General features: G+C 43.4%; 15 protein-coding genes and 1 tRNA gene. 4 read left to right on the top strand and 12 right to left on the bottom strand.

Annotated elements, in window-relative coordinates:
* Positions 1–131: 131 nt before the first annotated feature.
* From RDN93_RS13250 to rpsU, 4 genes are all read right to left on the bottom strand, one after another.
* Positions 132–205: transfer RNA gene (locus RDN93_RS13250), tRNA-Thr, on the bottom strand.
* Positions 206–303: 98 nt separating this feature from the next.
* Positions 304–603, bottom strand: a complete 300-nt coding sequence (gene hpf / locus RDN93_RS13245; protein WP_217931251.1) for a ribosome hibernation-promoting factor, HPF/YfiA family — start codon at positions 601–603, stop codon at positions 304–306.
* Positions 604–619: 16 nt separating this feature from the next.
* Positions 620–1,501: a tyrosine recombinase XerC gene (locus RDN93_RS13240; RefSeq protein WP_308745964.1), complete on the bottom strand. Its 882-nt coding sequence runs from the start codon at positions 1,499–1,501 to the stop codon at positions 620–622.
* A 73-nt stretch (positions 1,502–1,574) separates the two neighbouring features.
* Positions 1,575–1,766 carry a 30S ribosomal protein S21 gene (rpsU, locus tag RDN93_RS13235; RefSeq protein WP_002558090.1) on the bottom strand — a complete coding sequence of 64 codons (192 nt, stop codon included), beginning with the start codon at positions 1,764–1,766 and terminating at the stop codon, positions 1,575–1,577.
* 188 nt (positions 1,767–1,954) lie between these two features.
* On the opposite strand from rpsU, the gene RDN93_RS13230 reads away from it, so the two are divergent.
* The 3 genes from RDN93_RS13230 to RDN93_RS13220 all read left to right on the top strand — a co-directional run bounded on the left by RDN93_RS13230 (position 1,955) and on the right by RDN93_RS13220 (position 4,794).
* A complete protein-coding gene (locus RDN93_RS13230) occupies positions 1,955–3,736 on the top strand; it encodes an aminopeptidase P family protein (protein WP_308745963.1) in 1,782 nt (593 codons plus the stop codon).
* A 148-nt stretch (positions 3,737–3,884) separates the two neighbouring features.
* Positions 3,885–4,397: a gamma carbonic anhydrase family protein gene (locus RDN93_RS13225; protein WP_308745962.1), complete on the top strand. Its 513-nt coding sequence runs from the start codon at positions 3,885–3,887 to the stop codon at positions 4,395–4,397.
* A 31-nt stretch (positions 4,398–4,428) separates the two neighbouring features.
* A complete protein-coding gene (locus tag RDN93_RS13220) occupies positions 4,429–4,794 on the top strand; it encodes a thioredoxin family protein (RefSeq protein ID WP_308745961.1) in 366 nt (121 codons plus the stop codon).
* Between the two features lie 213 nt (positions 4,795–5,007).
* Here RDN93_RS13220 and RDN93_RS13215 read toward each other — a convergent pair whose 3' ends face one another.
* Positions 5,008–6,231 (bottom strand): glycosyltransferase N-terminal domain-containing protein, encoded by a 1,224-nt coding sequence (locus tag RDN93_RS13215; RefSeq protein WP_308745960.1) that lies wholly within the window; start codon positions 6,229–6,231, stop codon positions 5,008–5,010.
* A 13-nt stretch (positions 6,232–6,244) separates the two neighbouring features.
* Positions 6,245–7,762 (bottom strand): glutamate--tRNA ligase, encoded by a 1,518-nt coding sequence (gene gltX / locus RDN93_RS13210; protein ID WP_308745959.1) that lies wholly within the window; start codon positions 7,760–7,762, stop codon positions 6,245–6,247.
* A gap of 94 nt (positions 7,763–7,856) precedes the next feature.
* On the opposite strand from gltX, the gene RDN93_RS13205 reads away from it, so the two are divergent.
* On the top strand, positions 7,857–9,929 hold the full coding sequence (locus RDN93_RS13205) for an HDIG domain-containing metalloprotein (protein ID WP_308745958.1): 2,073 nt from the start codon (positions 7,857–7,859) through the stop codon (positions 9,927–9,929).
* Here the strand turns inward: RDN93_RS13205 and RDN93_RS13200 are convergent.
* From RDN93_RS13200 to RDN93_RS13175, 6 genes are all read right to left on the bottom strand, one after another.
* The gene (locus RDN93_RS13200; protein WP_308745957.1) at positions 9,904–10,374 is read right to left on the bottom strand and encodes a low molecular weight protein-tyrosine-phosphatase; all 471 of its coding nucleotides are present in this window, start codon (positions 10,372–10,374) and stop codon (positions 9,904–9,906) included. The two genes, RDN93_RS13205 and RDN93_RS13200, sit on opposite strands and share 26 nt — an antisense overlap.
* Before the next feature lie 150 nt (positions 10,375–10,524).
* Positions 10,525–12,321 carry a glycoside hydrolase domain-containing protein gene (locus RDN93_RS13195; protein WP_308745956.1) on the bottom strand — a complete coding sequence of 599 codons (1,797 nt, stop codon included), beginning with the start codon at positions 12,319–12,321 and terminating at the stop codon, positions 10,525–10,527.
* 55 nt (positions 12,322–12,376) lie between these two features.
* Positions 12,377–14,833 carry a primosomal protein N' gene (gene priA / locus RDN93_RS13190; protein ID WP_308745955.1) on the bottom strand — a complete coding sequence of 819 codons (2,457 nt, stop codon included), beginning with the start codon at positions 14,831–14,833 and terminating at the stop codon, positions 12,377–12,379.
* A 79-nt stretch (positions 14,834–14,912) separates the two neighbouring features.
* Entirely contained in the window at positions 14,913–15,503 is a 591-nt protein-coding gene (locus RDN93_RS13185; protein WP_308745954.1) for a porin family protein, read from the bottom strand.
* A gap of 639 nt (positions 15,504–16,142) precedes the next feature.
* Positions 16,143–17,018, bottom strand: a complete 876-nt coding sequence (locus RDN93_RS13180) for an NADAR family protein (RefSeq protein WP_308745953.1) — start codon at positions 17,016–17,018, stop codon at positions 16,143–16,145.
* Between the two features lie 107 nt (positions 17,019–17,125).
* Positions 17,126–18,496 carry an FAD-dependent oxidoreductase gene (locus tag RDN93_RS13175; protein WP_308745952.1) on the bottom strand — a complete coding sequence of 457 codons (1,371 nt, stop codon included), beginning with the start codon at positions 18,494–18,496 and terminating at the stop codon, positions 17,126–17,128.
* Positions 18,497–18,571 lie beyond the last annotated feature (75 nt).

Raw genomic sequence — 18,571 nt, 5'->3', positions numbered from 1 at the left:
CGAAAGACAGCAGATTTACAGTCTGCCCCATTTGGCCACTCTGGTATTTGCCCTTGAATTCATTAAATAAAAGAACCAAAATCAAACAATATGACAAGAATCGATGTTCTATCTTTGTTCTTCTTCTTTTGAGCCTCTTGTCGGATTCGAACCAACGACCCCGAGATTACAAATCACGTGCTCTGGCCAACTGAGCTAAAGAGGCATTCTTGCTTAAAAAATGCAACCGTCACGTTCCAATGCGAGCGAAACGGCTGCAAATTTAGTCATTTATTTCTTTTCCGCAAAATATTTGCGCTTTTTTTATTTGTTACGTTGTTTTTCCTTGTATTTAACCAACTGTTTGCCTAATGCTTCCACATCCAAATCAATTGCTTCTTCAAATGTATCACACACCTTGCTTGCATAAAACTCTCCATTTGGAATAAGAATCTTAATACCCGCTTCTTTATTTTCAGCAACTTCCGGTTTAACTACCTTTAATGACACCTCTACTTTCTTTATATCTTCGTAATATTTTTCCAACTTAGACACTTTCTTTTGAATAAATGCCTGCAATTGCTCTGACGCATCAAAGTGAATTGATTGAATTCTAATATCCATACTTACCTCCTTGTTTTTAAGCTCTTGGATGAGCTTGTTTATACACTTTTTTAAGTTCTTCAAATGTAGCGTGCATATAGACCTCGGTAGTTGTTATACTCTCATGTCCCAAAAGTTCTTTTACCGCACCCAACTCCGCTTCATTATTCAGCATTGTGGTAGCAAAAGTATGCCTCAACACGTGAGGGCTCTTTTTTTTCAGCGTCGCCACCTTTGACAGGTTCCGTTTCACTAAATTATAGACTAGATTCTTATAAAGCCGTTCACCGTTTTCTCTTACAAAAAAAGCATCCGACCTCACCGGAATCGTTTCGTTTCTTATGTCGATATACCCGAGCATCAAATCCCGCAGTTCTTCACCAAACGGTATCAATCGCTGCTTGTTTCTTTTCCCGGTCACTTTCAGAAGAGAAGCCGAAAAATCCACATCCTTATCATCCAGACCTATCAATTCCGAAAGTCTCATGCCGGTAGCATAAAACACCTCGATAATCAACCGATCCCGACAGCCTTTAAACCCTTCGCCAAAATCCGTATCATCCAACAACCGATCCATTTCGCTTTCTTTCAAAAACACAGGCAACGGCTTTTTGTTCTTAGGTCCTTTTATTCTACATAAAGGATCCACAGTCGTTTCACCCTGTTTTAAAAGATACTTATAAAACGTCCGGAGCGAACTTAGCTTACGATTTACAGAAGTGGAGGTATATCCTCTATCCATTAATGAAACAATCCATTCACGAATCAGTTCAGCCTCTACCTCTAGCGGATCAAATTTTCCATACTCTTCTTGAGCGAACTCCCGTAGTTGCTTTATATCTTCACCGTACGCAAGAACGGTTTTTTCCGAGTAATTCCGCTCGTACCGGAGATAATCAAGAAAAGCTTCTATCAACATAATATCGCTACATCTAAAATCGTGCAACGAATGTATGAAAAGAATTCAATAATTCAAAGGAAATTACGAATTATTAATCTTCTACTTGCTGAAGTTGTTGTACGTAAACTGCACGTTCTTTCTTAAGTCTTTTAGTTACAGACGGTTTATCAAACTGTTGTCTGCTTCTCAACTCTTTTACAATGCCAGTCTTTTCAAATTTTCTTTTGAACTTCTTCAGCGCTTTTTCAATGTTTTCGCCTTCTTTTACAGGTACTACAATCATTTTGTTATTATTAATATGTTATTGGTTAAAAATTTCCGCAGTCAAATTGCGCCGCAAAATTACACATACTTTCTTTATTCACAAAACTTTCGGCAAATATTTCTCAAAAACTATTCATAAACAAGCCATTAAACGTAGAAAGTTAGTACCTTTGAGTCACTTATGTACCTAAAATAATATAATAAAGTATGAAACAGAGCATAAAAGAGAGATTGCACGCGCTGCGCATGACATTCAACCCCAACTATATCAAGGCGTTTATCATCCCCAGCACCGATCCGCACCTGAGCGAATATGTAGCCCCCCACTGGATGTCCCGCGAATGGATTTCTGGATTTACCGGTTCTGCAGGAACCGTCACCGTATTAATGGATAAAGCCGGACTATGGACAGACTCCCGTTATTTTCTACAAGCTGAGAAAGAGCTGGAAGGCAGTGGCATTACCTTATATAAAGAGATGTTGCCGGAAACCCCAAGCATCACAGAATTTCTCTGCCAGAACTTAAAACCCGACGAATCTGTCAGCATAGACGGGAAAATGTTCTCCGTACAACAAGTAGAGCAGATGAAAGGAGAACTTGCAGCACATCAGTTACGGCTCGATATATTTGGCGATCCATTACAAAGTATATGGAAAGACCGTCCTTCCATTCCCGATTCCCCGGCTTTCATCTACGATATTAACTATGCAGGAAAAAGTTGTAAAGAAAAGATTTCCACTATCCGTGCAGAGTTGAAGAAAAAAGGAGTTTATGCTTTATTCTTATCCGCTTTGGACGAAATAGCATGGACACTCAATCTGCGGGGAAGTGACGTACATTGCAATCCGGTTGTAATCAGCTATTTACTAATCACTCAGGATGAAGTGACTTATTTTATTTCGCCCCAAAAAGTCACGCGAGAGGTGGAGTCTTACTTAAAAGAACAGCACGTAAACCTGCACGATTATGACAAAGTAGAAAGCTTTCTAAACAGTTTTACCGGCAAGAACATCCTCATCGACCCCAAGAAAACAAATTTCGCAATTTATTCCGCCATCAATCCTAAGTGTTTGATTGTTCGTGGAGAGTCTCCTGTGGCATTATTAAAAGCGATTCGTAATGAACAAGAAATAGCCGGTATCCATGCTGCCATGCAACGGGACGGCGTGGCACTCGTGAAGTTCCTCAAATGGTTGGAAGAAACAGTCCCTTCCGGTAAAGAAACGGAATTAAGTGTAGACAAAAAACTACATGAGTTCAGAGCTGCCCAACCTCTTTATATGGGGGAAAGTTTCGACACTATCGCAGGATACAGAGAGCACGGAGCAATCGTACATTATTCGGCAACACCAGAAAGTGATGTAACACTCCAGCCAAAAGGATTTCTACTATTAGATTCGGGAGCCCAATATTTGGACGGTACCACCGACATCACCCGAACTATTGCGTTAGGAGAGCTTACCGAGGAAGAGAAAACAGATTATACCTTAATATTAAAGGGGCATATTGCGCTAGCGATGGCAAAGTTCCCCGCCGGCACTCGAGGCGCTCAACTCGATGTATTGGCCCGTATGCCAATTTGGAATCACGGAATGAACTTCCTTCATGGCACAGGGCATGGAGTCGGTCATTTCCTCAGCGTACACGAAGGCCCGCAAAGTATCCGCATGAACGAAAACCCCGTTGTATTACAACCGGGCATGGTTACTTCTAACGAACCGGGAGTTTATAAAGCCGGAAGTCACGGAATACGCACAGAAAACCTGACGCTAGTTTGTAAAGATAAAGAAGGTATGTTCGGAGATTATCTCAAGTTTGAAACAATTACCCTATGCCCAATCTGTAAGAAAGGGATAATCAAGGAGATGCTGACAAATGAAGAAATCGGATGGCTGAACAGTTACCATCAGACTGTCTACGAGAAACTATCTCCGAATCTTTGCGAAGAAGAAAAAGTCTGGCTACAAGAGGCGACTGCTTCCATTTAAACAGACCTTGCCTGACACCCGGATGTCAGCATACCCGACACCCGGATCTCAGGCTATCCAAGACCCGGGTCTCAGACGTCCTGACACCCGGGTGTCAGGCAACATTCAATTGTATTAAATAAAAAACTTTATTAGAAACAAATAGTTTATGGCTTTAATCAAATCAGTACGGGGATTCACTCCCGAAATCGGAGAGAACTGCTTCCTCGCAGATAATGCAACTATCATAGGAGATGTAAAAATAGGAAATGATTGCAGTATCTGGTTTAATACCGTATTGCGTGGTGACGTCAACTCCATACGAATAGGAAACGGAGTAAACATACAGGACGGGAGCGTGCTACATACATTATATCAGAAATCAATTATCGAAATCGGTGACCATGTTTCCGTGGGACATAACGTTACCATTCACGGAGCAACTATCAAAGATTATGCTTTGGTTGGAATGGGGTCGACCATACTAGACCATGCTGTAGTTGGCGAAGGGGCAATTGTTGCCGCCGGTTCCTTGGTCCTAAGTAACACAGTAATCGAGCCTGGAAGTATTTGGGGCGGAGTACCTGCCAAATTTATAAAGAAAGTAGATCCTGAGCAAGCCAAAGAGCTGAATCAAAAGATTGCACACAATTATCTGATGTATTCGCAGTGGTATAAATAGAGGAGTAATTTTCCTGGGAATTATCCAAGACATGAACCGGCAGATGCAGCCCCGCCGGAAAACAATCACCCAAGAACCCAATATCTGCAAAGCACCTGAAGTAGCGGAAGAGGAGTTGCGAGATTCCCTCATTGCCCGCCACAAAGGGAAAGTACAATTTATCGATTTTTGGGCTACCTGGTGCGGCGGTTGTCGAAAGATGATTAAAGAATATGAACCAGTCAAAAAGGAACAGGGTGAAGAGGTAACGTTCGTCTACCTTACCGGCCCCAGTTCAATAGAAAAGACTTGGAAGATACTCATGACATTTCCGGCGAACACTACTGGCAAAACGAAAAACAATGGGGCTATCTCTAGAAACATTTTCAAATGTCAGGATTACCGATGTATCCGGTGATAGACAAGCAGGGAAAGATAGTAAAACGGTTCATTCACGTGACACGAAAAGAACTGGAAGAAATATTAAAGCACGAAATCAATAGATAGCAGGATAACAGCAAGATATGACAAAAAACTCCATGAGGTTTGTGTGTCAAATCACTATTAACTCTCGACACAACCTCATGGAGATAAATTCGATTACCAATGCCTCATGAAAGGCGGTCTATATTTAGAAATTTATCATATGCATAATCTTCTCCGTCGCTCCGGCATTGCTAGTCACATAATAACCGGCATTCGTTCCGGTTTCACGCAAGAACACTTCATCCGTACGGAAACGGTCCAATAAACTTTTCAGTTCATCGTAATCCTTAATGGAGTAAGCGCCTTTTGCTTCGAGCAACTGTACAGCTTCCATAAATTTCTGATACTTCGGTCCGAAAATTACAGGGATACCATATACGGCAGCTTCCAACGTGTTGTGGATGCCTACCCCAAAGCCACCACCGATATAAGCAGTCTCCCCATACCGATAAATAGAAGAAAGCAGTCCGAAGCAGTCTATAATCAAGCAGTCAGCTTTCAGTACATTCTTCTCATCGGCACGGGTATAGCGTACATACGGACGTTTCAGCTTGCTGATTATTTCCACCAGATGATTCTCATCTATCACATGCGGGGCAATAATCAACTTCATTTCCGGATGATTGTTGAAGTATTCGAGGAACAAGTCTTCATCCGGTCCCCAAGAGCTTCCGGCAACAAAAGTAAAGGCATTGTCACCTTTGAACTTTTCCACCAGCGGAAGGTCTTTAGCCTCTTCACGAATCTGCAATACCCGGTCGAAACGGGTATCTCCCACTACCGTCACACGATTGATACCAATCTTCGACAAATACCGTTTTGAAGCCTCGCTCTGCACAAACAAATGATCGAAATCTTTCAGGACACTGCGATAAGTGCCACCGTACCACTTAAAGAATATCTGTTCGCGACGGAAGATAGACGATACACTATACACCGGAATACGGCGTTTGTGAAGTTCATCCAAATAGTTCTTCCAAAATTCATACTTGATAAAGAACGCCATACAAGGATTCGCAATATCAAGGAACTTTTTCACATTCCTCGGTTTGTCAAACGGCAGATAGCAAACGATGTCCGCTCCCCGGTAGTGCTTACGCACTTCATAACCCGAAGGAGAAAAGAATGTCAGCAATATCTTATAGTCAGGATACTTCGCCCGAATCATTTCAATCAAAGGACGCCCCTGCTCAAATTCACCCAATGAGGCAGCATGGAACCAGATATACCGCTCCCCTTTCTCCACCTGTTGGCGCAGAAGTTCATACACCACCCAATGCCCCTTCATCATCTTCCGGGGCTTGCGGCTAAACGGAGCAGCCAAATGGACGATAAAGTCATAAATGACTATTGCCAGGTTGTAAAGCATAGCACTATGTCGATTACTTCAGAACCTCTACCGCCCGTTTCATACGAGCTATCGTCTCCTCTTTACCCAATACCCATGAAATATCGAACATATGCGGGCCTTTTCCTTCACCTACTAAAGTCAGACGGAAAGCGTTCATGATATTACCTGTATGATAGCCTTTTTCAGCAATCCAGTCCATCACGACTTTTTCCTGTCCTTCGATACTGAAGTCCTCGATACCGGCAATTACATCCGCCAATTCAGTCATGCACTTCGCAGAGTCTTCTTTCCAGCGTTTCTTCACTGTCTTTTCATCATATGCGGCAGGAGCCACAAAGAAGAAGCTACATACATCCCACAATTCTTTAACGAAACTAACACGGTCTTTCATCATACCGACTACAGTCACCACCTTTTCAAAAGGAACTTCCACACCGTGCTCCTTCAATACAGGCAGGAACAGTTCAGCTATTTCCTCGTTCGGTTTCTGCTGGATATATTGATGGTTGAACCATATACCTTTCTTATAGTCGAATTTAGCACCCGACTTGCTGCAACGGCGCAGGTCGAACAACTTTATCAGCTCGTCCATCGACATCACTTCCTGGTCGTTACCCGGATTCCATCCCAGCAAAGCAAGGAAATTGATTACCGCTTCGGGCAGATAGCCGGATTCACGATAACCTGAAGAAACTTCACCTGATTTCGGGTCGTGCCATTCCAATGGGAATACCGGGAATCCCAGCCGGTCACCGTCACGCTTGCTCAGTTTTCCATTACCTTCCGGTTTCAACAACAGAGGCAGGTGGGCAAACTCAGGCATCGTATCCTCCCAGCCGAAAGCACGATACAACAGTACATGCAAAGGTGCGGAAGGCAACCACTCTTCACCACGAATCACGTGAGACACTTCCATCAAATGGTCGTCTACGATATTAGCCAAATGGTAAGTAGGCAGTTCATCAGCCGATTTATATAGTACCTTATCATCAAGGATAGATGAATTGATAATCACCTCACCACGAATCAGGTCGTTCACATGCACATCCTCGTTCGGTTCAATTTTGAAACGGACCACATATTGTTTTCCTTCAGCAATCAGCGCGTCCACTTCTTCCTTCGGCATAGTCAGTGAATTGCGCATCATGCCACGGGTAGATGCGTCATATTGGAAGTTAGCAATTTCCGCACGCTTAGCATCCAGTTCCTCCGGAGTATCAAAAGCGATGTATGCCTTTCCATTTTCCAGCAAAACCTGCACATATTTCTTGTAGATTTCGCGGCGTTCGGACTGACGGTACGGGCCATGCTCACCACCGAAGCTCACTCCCTCATCAAAGTGGATACCCAACCACTTGAAAGATTCGAGTATATACTCTTCCGCTCCCGGAACGAACCGGTTAGAGTCAGTATCCTCAATACGAAATATCAGGTCTCCGTCATGTTGACGTGCAAATAGATAATTATACAAAGCTGTACGCACACCACCGATGTGCAATGCTCCAGTAGGACTCGGAGCAAAACGAACTCTTACTTTTCTTTCTGCCATAATTTGGGTTAGTATAGGTAAATCGTGGCAAAATTAAACCTTTTTTTCCACACTATTGTTTTTTTTTGTACTTTTCGCAAAAATTTAGGTGGATATGGAACATTTGAATAAGAAAAAGAGTTTTTCACGGAGAGATTTACTATATAAATCACTGCTGTTTGTGAGCACTGTGGCATTGATTGTCTATTTCCTGCCGCGTGACGGCAAGTTCAACTACCAGTTTGACATGAACAAGCCCTGGAAATACGGACAACTGATAGCTACTTTCGACTTTCCTATTTATAAGGACGACGCGGTGGTGAAGAAAGAGCAGGACAGTCTGATGTCTCTTTTCCAGCCTTATTATGAGCTTGACAAGAAAATTGAAAAGGATGCAATAGCCAAACTGAAAGAGAACTACCACACGAACCTGAAAGGAATTCTTCCTTCCATAGATTACCTGCGCTACATTGAACGCACTCTAAAAGAAATCTACCAGGCAGGCATTGTATCTACGGAGAATATCCAGCAGTTGCAGAAAGACAGTACTTCGTCTATCATGGTTATTGACGACAAACTTGCCAATTCGCACCCGACAGACGATATTTACACCGTGAAAAAAGCATATGAATACCTGCTTTCAGCAGATTCCATCCACTTCAACCGGGAGATTCTCAGACAATGTTCGCTGAATGAGTACATTACTCCCAACCTCACCTTTGACGAGCAGAGAACCCAGACAGCCAAAGAAGAGATGCTAAACAGCTATTCCTGGGCAAAAGGACTGGTAGTCAGCGGACAAAAGATTATCGACCGGGGGGAAATCATCAGTCCTGAAACTTACAACATACTGGAATCGCTGCGCAAAGAGTCCATCAAGCGCAATGAATCTATGGGACAGAGCCGCCTGATTATTGGCGGACAGATTCTGTTCGTCGGTATGCTGATGCTCTGCTTCATGCTTTATCTTGACCTGTTCAGGAAAGATTATTACCAGCGAAAAGGGAGTTTGTCATTACTATTCACATTGATTGTATTTTATAGCATTGTCACGGCCTTTATGGTGACGCATAATATATTTAACGTGTATATCATCCCTTATGCGATGCTACCTATTATTATACGCGTGTTCCTTGATTCAAGGACAGCGTTTCTTACACATGTCATTACGATATTGATCTGCTCCATATCACTGCGCTTTCCACATGAGTTTATTCTTACCCAACTGGCAGCCGGCATGGTAGCGATATTCAGTTTAAGGGAACTTTCGCAGAGATCACAGCTTTTCCGCACGGCATTGCTGATCATACTGACTTATGCCGCTGTTTATTTTGCTTTCGAGCTAATGACGGAGAACGGACTTTCGAATGACCTTTCGAAATTGAATATACGGATGTACACCTATTTCTTTATTAATGGAATCTTATTGCTATTCGCTTATCCGTTACTATTCTTACTTGAGAAGACGTTCGGATTTACCTCCAATGTGACTTTGGTAGAACTTTCAAATATAAATAATGATTTGTTGAGACAGATGTCCGAGACTGTGCCCGGAACGTTCCAACACTCCATGCAGGTGGCCAATCTGGCAGCAGAAGCAGCTATCCGCATTGGGGCAAAAAGCCAGTTGGTGCGTACAGGAGCTTTATATCACGACATAGGGAAGATGGAGAATCCGGCTTTCTTTACAGAGAATCAGTCGGGGGGAATCAATCCGCACAAGAACCTGGGTTACGAACAAAGCGCACAGGTTGTCATCAATCATGTCACGGACGGGTTAAAGTTGGCCGACAAGCATAATCTGCCCAAAGCCGTCAAGGACTTTATCAGTACCCATCACGGACGGGGAAAGACCAAATATTTCTATATTTCATGGAAGAATGAGCATCCGGACGAAGAGCCCAATGAAGAGTTGTTTACCTATCCCGGCCCTAATCCGTCCACCAAAGAGCAGGCCATCCTGATGATGGCGGATGCAGTGGAAGCCGCCTCGCGCAGTCTGCCGGAATATACAGAAGAAAGTATCAGCAACCTGGTCGACAAGATTATCGACTCCCAGGTTACTGAAGGTTATTTCAAAGAATGTCCCATCACTTTCAAGGACATTGCAACAGTGAAAGCTGTATTCAAGGAGAAATTAAAGATTGCTTATCATACCCGGATCAGCTATCCTGAGTTAAAGAAGTAAGCAAGCCGGCACAGGCATCTTCAAGTACATCAAGCACATATTCAAATCCCTCGGCTCCCCCATAGTAGGGGTCGGGGACATGATCAGCAGGAATATGAAAACAATATTCCGTCATACGATGAATCTTCTTCCACTCTTCGGGAGAAGGAGCTTTGTCTTTCAAGTCATCTATATTCCGGTCGTCCATACCGATGATTAAATCAAAATTATAAAAATCTTCCGTACGGACAGGGCGCGAACGATGCACCAGTTCATAACCACGCCGTGCTGCGTGAGCACGCATCCGGCTATCCGGCAGTTCACCCTGATGGTAAGACAGGATTCCGGCGGAATCTATTACAAATTCTTTTTCCAGCCCCGCTTCTTTTATCAAGTGAAGCATTACACCCTCTGCCGTAGAGCTACGGCAGATATTTCCTAAACAAACAAATAATATTTTCTTCATATTAAAACCTGTTTTATTTACGGTTAGACGATTTACAATACACAATTGAAGTTAGTATTACGCAATAGCCATTAGCCATGCACACATATTTTTCAGATTATAAAAGAATATCAACCGTAAATCGTCCAATCGTAAATAAGCTTCTCATTCTTAGAATGAGTTCAATATCTGATTCGCCCGGTTCACGGTGACTGCTGCCGGAATCTCCGGCATATCTCCCAGATTGAACGGAGCAAGCATTTTCTCTATCTTCTTTAATCCGGCTTTATTTCCTTTCTTCTCAAATTCCTGACGGAGAATATTTATTTTCTCATGCGCCTGTACTCCTTCTATCAAACGCTCGAAACGGATACAGCTACGTGCTCCGGGATAAACCAAATATGTATCTCCGGCCGCCCACGTACGGAAACGTGAATCGAGCAGCGGTTCCAACGGCCAACTGTTGTATGCCCAACGCAGATAACCGTCCAGATGTTTCTTTGAAGAATAGAAACTCATCCAGGCAGCTTCGGCTGGATCAGAGAAAGTAAACGTATTAGGATGCGCTTCCGTGCAACAAGTATAATAGGTAGTGCGCTTGTTTTCGGCTTTACGGCGGATACGTACATCTTCGGGGTAGTTCTGACCGATTACAATGCAATAATCATATAAATCCGGTTCAATCTCCGCATGATAATTTCCTGCCAACGAAACCTTAAAATCCGGGTCAGCCTTGCGAATCACTTTCAATGTTTTCTGCATCACGTCCATCGGACGTTCATCCATTGCAATAGTGCAAATATCGAACCAGCCTTTTTCTTTCAGATGTTTGGAGAAAGAAGTAAGCATTGCCACCCACATTTCCTCATAAGCCTGTTCGCCCGGTGCTGTTTTCACCGACTTCAGGGAGTTCGTAGCCTGGTCGTAATATTGGAAAGACAATTCCCAAGGCACCATTGAGTAACAGTTAATCTGCTTGTCAATGCCTACACTCATCATAAACTCTACCCAACGGTCGAAGATGGTATAGTCAAAAGCCCATGTACCGTCGGCACGCTTCATCCAGGTCACCATTGTATCGAAGTAATCTTCCGTCTGACCGTTCCAGGGCTTATGCATCAAAGTAGCCGTGATAATCTTCTGTCCGGCATTTGCCAGCATTTTCATCAAAGGACGCATAGCTTCGAGATGTTCCCGGCTCCACAGAGGAACCTGATAATAACGGGCTACGGCATACGGACTCTGCCACAAATCCAAGTGGAAAGCCCATTCCGAGGGCTGGGGAAGTTCTCGGGAAGAAACATTTATTTCAAGATTCAGGCGTTGTAACAAATTCGAGCCGTCATTGACCAATAACTCACCTTTATAAGTTCCGGGAGCAGCAGATTGTGGAATCCAACATTGTACCCAGATAGGTTGAACGGTACGGGCAGGCAATGCCATTGACTTTAGATTCGAGTCAATCGGATCGGCTACCAGCAACGAATCGTAATCCACAGATTTGCGGTGACCGCATGCCCCTCTCCCATCTTTGTTCAGTTCATCTGTCATCACATAACGTACAAAGCCGACAGTCAACGCCTCTTTCGAAAGAGTATTTCCTTTTTTATCCTTAAAATCGGAGAAGCTGAAGTTCAGGTCTTTCAGTTCCGTTCCTGTCCATACAACAGCTTGCGCATTCACACGTTCACCGCGCCATCCTTTCAGGGAAATACTCTTTTGAGTCCTCAACGAGGGAAGTTGATGCTTCGCATAACGAGTATCTGTTGTACCCCAAGAGACTTGCGTCGTTGTGACTGCCGCCCATTCTTTCTCGGAAGGTACTGTAGGATCAGGCAATTCCTGATAAGTTCCCAAAGGAAATTTCGGTTGTCCTGTCGGGGTTCCACACTGAGTAACTCCTTGCTGGGCAAACAGAGAACTCATACTAAATAGACTGGCTAAAGAAATAATAGTAAGTCGTTTCATGGTTAGTTAATTAAATTAATATAAGGTTATTAATAAGGGGGAATAAATTCTTTCATCACATAGGGTCTACATCATAATAGATAATCAAAGATTTATAATGTTCGTCCTCAATCATCTCACGCTGGATGCGCAACAATAGTTCCCGCGCACGTCCCATCGGCGCATTCTGTTCAATCTTCACCACTATCTTCTTAATAAACAGCGTTTGGATACGGGCAACCGGCGGTTTATCCGGACCCAGCACACGGCTGCCGAATACGGCTCGCAGCTTGTTTGCCATCACTGCTGCCATCTGGTCGAGCAAGGCTTCATTATGATTTTTAAGGTAGACATATACCAGACGGTAATAAGGCGGGTAATGAAACATCTGACGTTCCGCCAGTTGTCCGCCCACCATGTCCTCATAATCATTAGCGATGACCTGATGAATAATCGGATGCTCGATACTTTTGGTTTGCAGTACTACTCGTCCCCGCTTGTTCTTACGTCCGGCACGTCCCGCTACCTGCGCCATCAGTTGGAAAGCGCGTTCATAAGAACGGAAATCGGGATAATTCAGCATGGTATCCGCATTCAGTATTCCAACGACGCTTACATGGTCGAAGTCCAGTCCTTTGGATACCATTTGCGTTCCGATAAGTATGTCGGTCTTTCCTTGTTCGAAGTCCGCGATAATCTTCTCGTAGGCGGAACGGGTACGGGTAGTATCCAAGTCCATCCGCGCCACGGCAGCTTCCGGGAAAAGGACTTTAATATCATCTTCAATCTTTTCCGTACCAAAACCGCGGTTTACCAGTTCCGTCCCTTCACAGGCGGGACAAGCCTTCGGAAGCTGGTAGGTATAGCCGCAATAATGGCAGGTCAGTTGATTGATTCCTTTATGATAGGTAAGACTTACATCACAGTTCTTACACTTCGGCACCCAACCGCAGGTACGACATTCTATCATCGGAGCAAAACCACGGCGGTTCTGAAAAAGAATCACTTGTTCCTTCTGTTCCAGAGCTTCTTTCATATATTGTATCAGAAGTGGTGAGAACTGGCCGACCATCCGCTTCTTTCGATGCAATTCTTTTATATCGACCGGAATAATCTCCGGCAGTTGTATCTCTTTATATCGTTCTTTCAGTTGTACAAAACCGTATTTTCCATCCATCGCATTCTGCCATGACTCGATGGACGGTGTAGCTGTTCCCAACAATGTTTTGGCTCCATACATGGCTGCCAACACAATCGCCGCACTACGGGCGTGGTAACGGGGTGCCGGGTCTTGTTGTTTATAAGTATTTTCGTGCTCTTCGTCCACAATCACCAATCCCAGATTCCGGAAAGGCAGAAATACGGATGAACGGACACCTAAAATAATATCGTATCCATTCTCCCCGAGTTGTTTCCGCCATATCTCAACCCGTTCGGCATCGGGAAATTTGGAATGGTAAATACCCAGACGTGAACCGAAGACACGCTGCAAGCGTTCCGTTATCTGAGTAGTCAGCGCAATCTCCGGCAATAAGTATAATACTTGTTTGCCTTGACGGATAGCTTGTTCTATCAGATGAATATATACTTCCGTCTTGCCGCTGGACGTTACTCCATGAAGCAGGCAGACATTTTTCTCCCGGAAAGATTGTACTATCTCATCATATGCCTGCTGTTGAAACTCATTCAAAGCATTCACTTCGACAACCTCTTTCTCCTGTTTATCCAACCGACCGATTTCATGATAATAAATCTCGAAAATCTTCTTGTCCACCAAACCGTTCAATACGGCAGGAGCCACATTAGCCCGTTGCAGCAACTCTTTCTTGGAGATTTCTTTCGGAGCACCGTCTCCCAAAATGCCCGAACACTCTACATATTTCATGAGAAGCGCCAGTTGCTTCGGAGCACGAGAGAGTATATCAAACAAAATATGAAGCCGCTTCTCGTCGGCTGTTCCGGCAAGGCGTACCCGTGCTTCTGTCTTGGGTTTGTAAGTGCGTCGCAACTCTTCCTTTACGAAAATCGCTTCTTTATCGAGCAAGGATTTTATGGCCGTGAGGATATTCTTGACACCGCTATCCTTCTCCAGTTTGGTGACGCATTGCTGCGAATCGACAGCCAGCAAATCCAAAATGCGCTGTTCACGTTCCGGCAATGGCGCGTCCGCTACGAAGTCGGGATTATATTCTACAATCGTTTCACTTTCAAGTTTCAGTCCCGAAGGCAATGCCGCTTTATATACATCGCCTTGCGTACAGAGGTAGTAATCGGCTATCCATTCCCAGAATTTGAACTGATTCGGCAATAAAATAGGAGAAGCATCCAGTAATGTCGATATGTCTTTCACTTCATATTCCGTTGGAGCACAATAATGAACGTTACGGACGATAGCTGTATAAAACTTCTTTCGCCCGAAAGGAACCACCACGCGGCAGCCTATCTTCACTTCTTCCGCATACTCGTCCGGCAAAGAGTAAGTAAAGCTCTTCGGGAGCGGAAGTGGTAATATGACATCTACATATCTTTTCATTGCAGGCACAAAGATATAAAAAAAGAGGCTTCCGACAGTCGAAAGCCTCCAGTTCTACTATGTTAAAGTAAATGTTTCGTCAAAAGATATAGGCAACGGATACTTGCCAGGTCTTAGTTTTGTAAGAACCGTCTATTCCTTCAAGTTTGGCAGTGTCACCCAACGGGATGTTATAATTGGCACCAACCTGCAAATGATTGAGCAATTTCACACCTGCGCCGACGTTAATGCCGACTTCAGCTTTCTTCTTGTCGGTTTTTACGCCTTCAATCGTTTTATTTCCCGCAAAATCGAAATAAAAATCAGGTCCGGCAGCAATATAAAGTCCCAACAGACTTCCCAACCCGATGTTATACTTCAAGTTTACCGGAATATCAAGACCGTTTTGCTTAACAGTATATTCATCATTTCCTTCAGATACCTTTATACCTCTTTGGGCAAAAAGCAGAGAAGCATCCACCCCCAATCCTATGATTGGAATATTAAACTCAGCCATCGGTCCGATAAAGAAACCGGTAAAGTTATCCTTCTTAAAATTTTCGCTCACATTAGAGAAACTTGCTTTTGACAAGTTCAAACCTCCCTTTACACCAAAATGTATTTGAGCCTGAGCAGGCATTGCCATACCGATACATACAGCAATCATTAAAGCACCAAAAATCTTTTTCATAAATTTACGTGTTTATAATTCGGGACAAAGATATATAATTAGAATAAATAAACACAAATTATCGGTTTTTTGTTCGCTCAAAGTAGCTGTTGTTCACCCAATCCTGCCCCCGCACCCTTATAATGAGCTGAAAGCATATGATTATGATAAAGAAGTTTTCTGACTACTCTCTCATATAAAAAAATGAAAATCCTCTTTCAACCTATCACCCTCCTCTCCAATTCCCTTATTCATCGCACTTTCAGAGCGGTGATAGGTTGTTTGCAACCTATCACCACATCTATCACCTATCACCGCCTTATTTAAAGTAAGTCTACGGTAAACGAAATCAGCAACTAAGGGCAATTTCTGTTTCATGTAGTGAAACCAAGTGTTTCATACCGAGAAACATTTAGTTTCAAGCCTTTGAAACTAGAGTTTCAAGCGTTGGGAACTAAAGTTTCAAGCGTTAGAAACCAAAGTGTCTAGCCGTAGAAACTAAAGTTTCCTGCAATGGAACTAAAGTTTCAACCGAGGAAACTGGAGTTTCAAAGTAGGAAACAAGTAATTAGACCGTATGTTTTTCCGGTTTAGCTAACGGCATACAATTAGCCGCCTAACTATAAACGAACGAGAAAATAAGGTTGCAGATACTTTATTTTAATCAATTATGTCTTCCAATTGCTCCCAATCAATCAAGTGCCATGACTGCAATACCCGCCTCAACTCATTTCTTACTTCCATCAAAGCGAAACCTAACAGATTCTCGCCTTTCCATAAGAATGGATTATGTACCTGAGGGTCAGTTTCCTGCATACCAATCCCCCATATAGTATCGTATGGACTGGCTTCTACCAGAACTTTATCGCCAGTACCCAGTAAAAAGTCAAGCTGGTCTTGGTTTTGGATAAACTTAGCATAATTTCCATTGAGAACGATTGAATATTTGTATTTATCCCATACACTCTGCTCGAATCCCTCTACCTTTCGTCCCAATGCCTTTATCATTTTGGGGTCTATTTCATCTAATATCAGTTTTCTTGTATCCCCATCTTCAAAAAGACGTGCTTTTTCAGCCATCATATACTGCTCCATACAGCAATATTCATTAATATCTATCCGAAAAGACGTCTGCCACCATTGGCTCAAACAGGATTTACTGATTTCCGCCTTCTTATGATGTCCCCAAAAGAAGAGATAATCAAACTCTTTCCCATTCGCAACTTCCGCCCTGAGTTGCTCCAATGAAAACTCGGGAACTCCGTCCGGTTGCCGAAAGTAGATACCTTCCAGAGAATAAATATCTTTCTCATCAAACGTATCTTCATAATATCCCCGCCATGAGTAAGGGGCAGGAAACATCTCACGATACTTCGATTGTTCTTCCTGAGACAACCCAGCAAACCAATCATTAAATAACCATCTGTAATCCTCACCATATCCCATTCGCCACCCTATACTATACTGAGATATTTCAGGATATACCAGCCACAATGGCGGTAGCGGATTGTCTATTGTAAAATGGTCTGTCTTCATATATTCATAGTTGTTGTATTAAACAATTCTCCTATTTGCAGTTATTCAAATAGTACGATAATCTATATCGGCATAAAAGTACCGCTTTTCTTTTCTAAAAGTGACTATTATGAGAATAAATCATTCAACGCCTCGCTCATGCTGGGATGAGTAAAGATGAAGTCGCGCAGGAAAGTATAATCCTGCCCTGTCTTCATGGCAATGGCAACCGTATTGATAACTTCGCTGGAATCGGGTGCAAAAAGCATACAGCCTAATATTTTTCCCGTGTTCTTATCAATGACAGCTTTCAGCAGACCGTCTGTTTCTCCTAATGTTTTCGCTCTCGGTATAGCCATAACGGGCAGCTTCTTCACAATAATATCCAAATTCTGCTTGCGGGCTTCCTCTTCATTCAGTCCGATACGCGCCAATGGCGGGTCGATAAATACAGAATAGCTGACGGGATTACGGTCACTTGTCTTCCGTTCCTTATCTCCGAATAAGTCTTCACGGACAATCCGGTAATCATCCAATGAGATATAAGTGAACTGCAAACCACCTTTCACATCACCTACGGCACGTATATTGGGACTGGTTGTTTTCAGATATTCATCAACAATGATAGCACCACGCGCATCCACTTCTACTCCGGCTGCTTGCAGATTAAGACCTGCCGTGTTAGGTCTGCGACCTGTTGCCAGCAATACCGCTTCGGCTTCAAGCTCGAACGCCCCGTTAGTCTGCGCATCCGTGAAGGCAACGATTGCCTTGTCTTCAGTATGCTTCACCGACTGTACCTTTGCGTTCATCCGGAAAACAATACCTTTCTTCTCCAATGTTTCTTTTACGCTTGCCGCAATATCACGGTCTTCACGGGCAATCAGTTCGGGATAGCTTTCGAGCACAGTCACTTGCGAGCCGAACGAAGCATACATGGACACAAATTCCAACCCGATATAACCGCCGCCGACAATGACCAGGCGGCGGGGAAGGTCTGTCAATTCCATGATTGAAGTACTGGTATAGACAAAAGGATTGCCCGCCACTCCATCAATAGGTGGAATGACCGTTTCCGCTCCTGTATTGATAATGATTTGTTTGGATGTCAGCAGGATTTCGTCCGTAGCTGTGCGGACTGCGACCGTATCGAAAGAAACAAACGAGCCTGTACCTGTATAAACAGTCACATTGGGATTGTCCGCCAAGTTATGGTAATTCTTGTTTCTCAATGCACCGGTTACAGTTTCTTTCACGGCAATCGCCTGCCGGTAAAAATCACTTTTCTCCTCAAAGGCGGTCTCTTTCCTACCCCAAGCTATTTTAGCCTGATGTACTAACGTCTTTGTCGGGATACATCCTATATTAATACATGTGCCACCATACATTTTGTCGGAACGTTCGATAACAGCTACCTTCTGTCCGCGTTTTGCAAACTCTGCCGCAAGGGTCTTCCCGCCTTTGCCGAAACCAATGATTATAACATCAAATGCATTCATATTCCTATCTTTTTATAAGTTTAAAATCAGCTTATTCAGTTTGTTTCATTTCATATTGCAAAGGTCGCTTCTTTC

The organism is uncultured Bacteroides sp., assembly GCF_902491285.1.
Lineage (GTDB): Bacteria > Bacteroidota > Bacteroidia > Bacteroidales > Bacteroidaceae > Bacteroides.
The sequence above is the reverse complement of the archived record's forward strand: the minus strand, read 5'-3'. Positions and strand labels throughout refer to the sequence as shown.

Bases quoted from the DNA above. Each gene is read 5' to 3' on its own strand.
- hpf (WP_217931251.1), bottom strand. From the start codon at position 603: ATGGATATTAGAATTCAATCAATTCACTTTGATGCGTCAGAGCAATTG.
- RDN93_RS13240 (WP_308745964.1), bottom strand. From the start codon at position 1,501: ATGTTGATAGAAGCTTTTCTTGATTATCTCCGGTACGAGCGGAATTAC.
- rpsU (WP_002558090.1), bottom strand. From the start codon at position 1,766: ATGATTGTAGTACCTGTAAAAGAAGGCGAAAACATTGAAAAAGCGCTG.
- RDN93_RS13230 (WP_308745963.1), top strand. From the start codon at position 1,955: ATGAAACAGAGCATAAAAGAGAGATTGCACGCGCTGCGCATGACATTC.
- RDN93_RS13225 (WP_308745962.1), top strand. From the start codon at position 3,885: ATGGCTTTAATCAAATCAGTACGGGGATTCACTCCCGAAATCGGAGAG.
- RDN93_RS13220 (WP_308745961.1), top strand. From the start codon at position 4,429: ATGAACCGGCAGATGCAGCCCCGCCGGAAAACAATCACCCAAGAACCC.
- RDN93_RS13215 (WP_308745960.1), bottom strand. From the start codon at position 6,231: ATGCTTTACAACCTGGCAATAGTCATTTATGACTTTATCGTCCATTTG.
- gltX (WP_308745959.1), bottom strand. From the start codon at position 7,762: ATGGCAGAAAGAAAAGTAAGAGTTCGTTTTGCTCCGAGTCCTACTGGA.
- RDN93_RS13205 (WP_308745958.1), top strand. From the start codon at position 7,857: ATGGAACATTTGAATAAGAAAAAGAGTTTTTCACGGAGAGATTTACTA.
- RDN93_RS13200 (WP_308745957.1), bottom strand. From the start codon at position 10,374: ATGAAGAAAATATTATTTGTTTGTTTAGGAAATATCTGCCGTAGCTCT.
- RDN93_RS13195 (WP_308745956.1), bottom strand. From the start codon at position 12,321: ATGAAACGACTTACTATTATTTCTTTAGCCAGTCTATTTAGTATGAGT.
- priA (WP_308745955.1), bottom strand. From the start codon at position 14,833: ATGAAAAGATATGTAGATGTCATATTACCACTTCCGCTCCCGAAGAGC.
- RDN93_RS13185 (WP_308745954.1), bottom strand. From the start codon at position 15,503: ATGAAAAAGATTTTTGGTGCTTTAATGATTGCTGTATGTATCGGTATG.
- RDN93_RS13180 (WP_308745953.1), bottom strand. From the start codon at position 17,018: ATGAAGACAGACCATTTTACAATAGACAATCCGCTACCGCCATTGTGG.
- RDN93_RS13175 (WP_308745952.1), bottom strand. From the start codon at position 18,496: ATGAATGCATTTGATGTTATAATCATTGGTTTCGGCAAAGGCGGGAAG.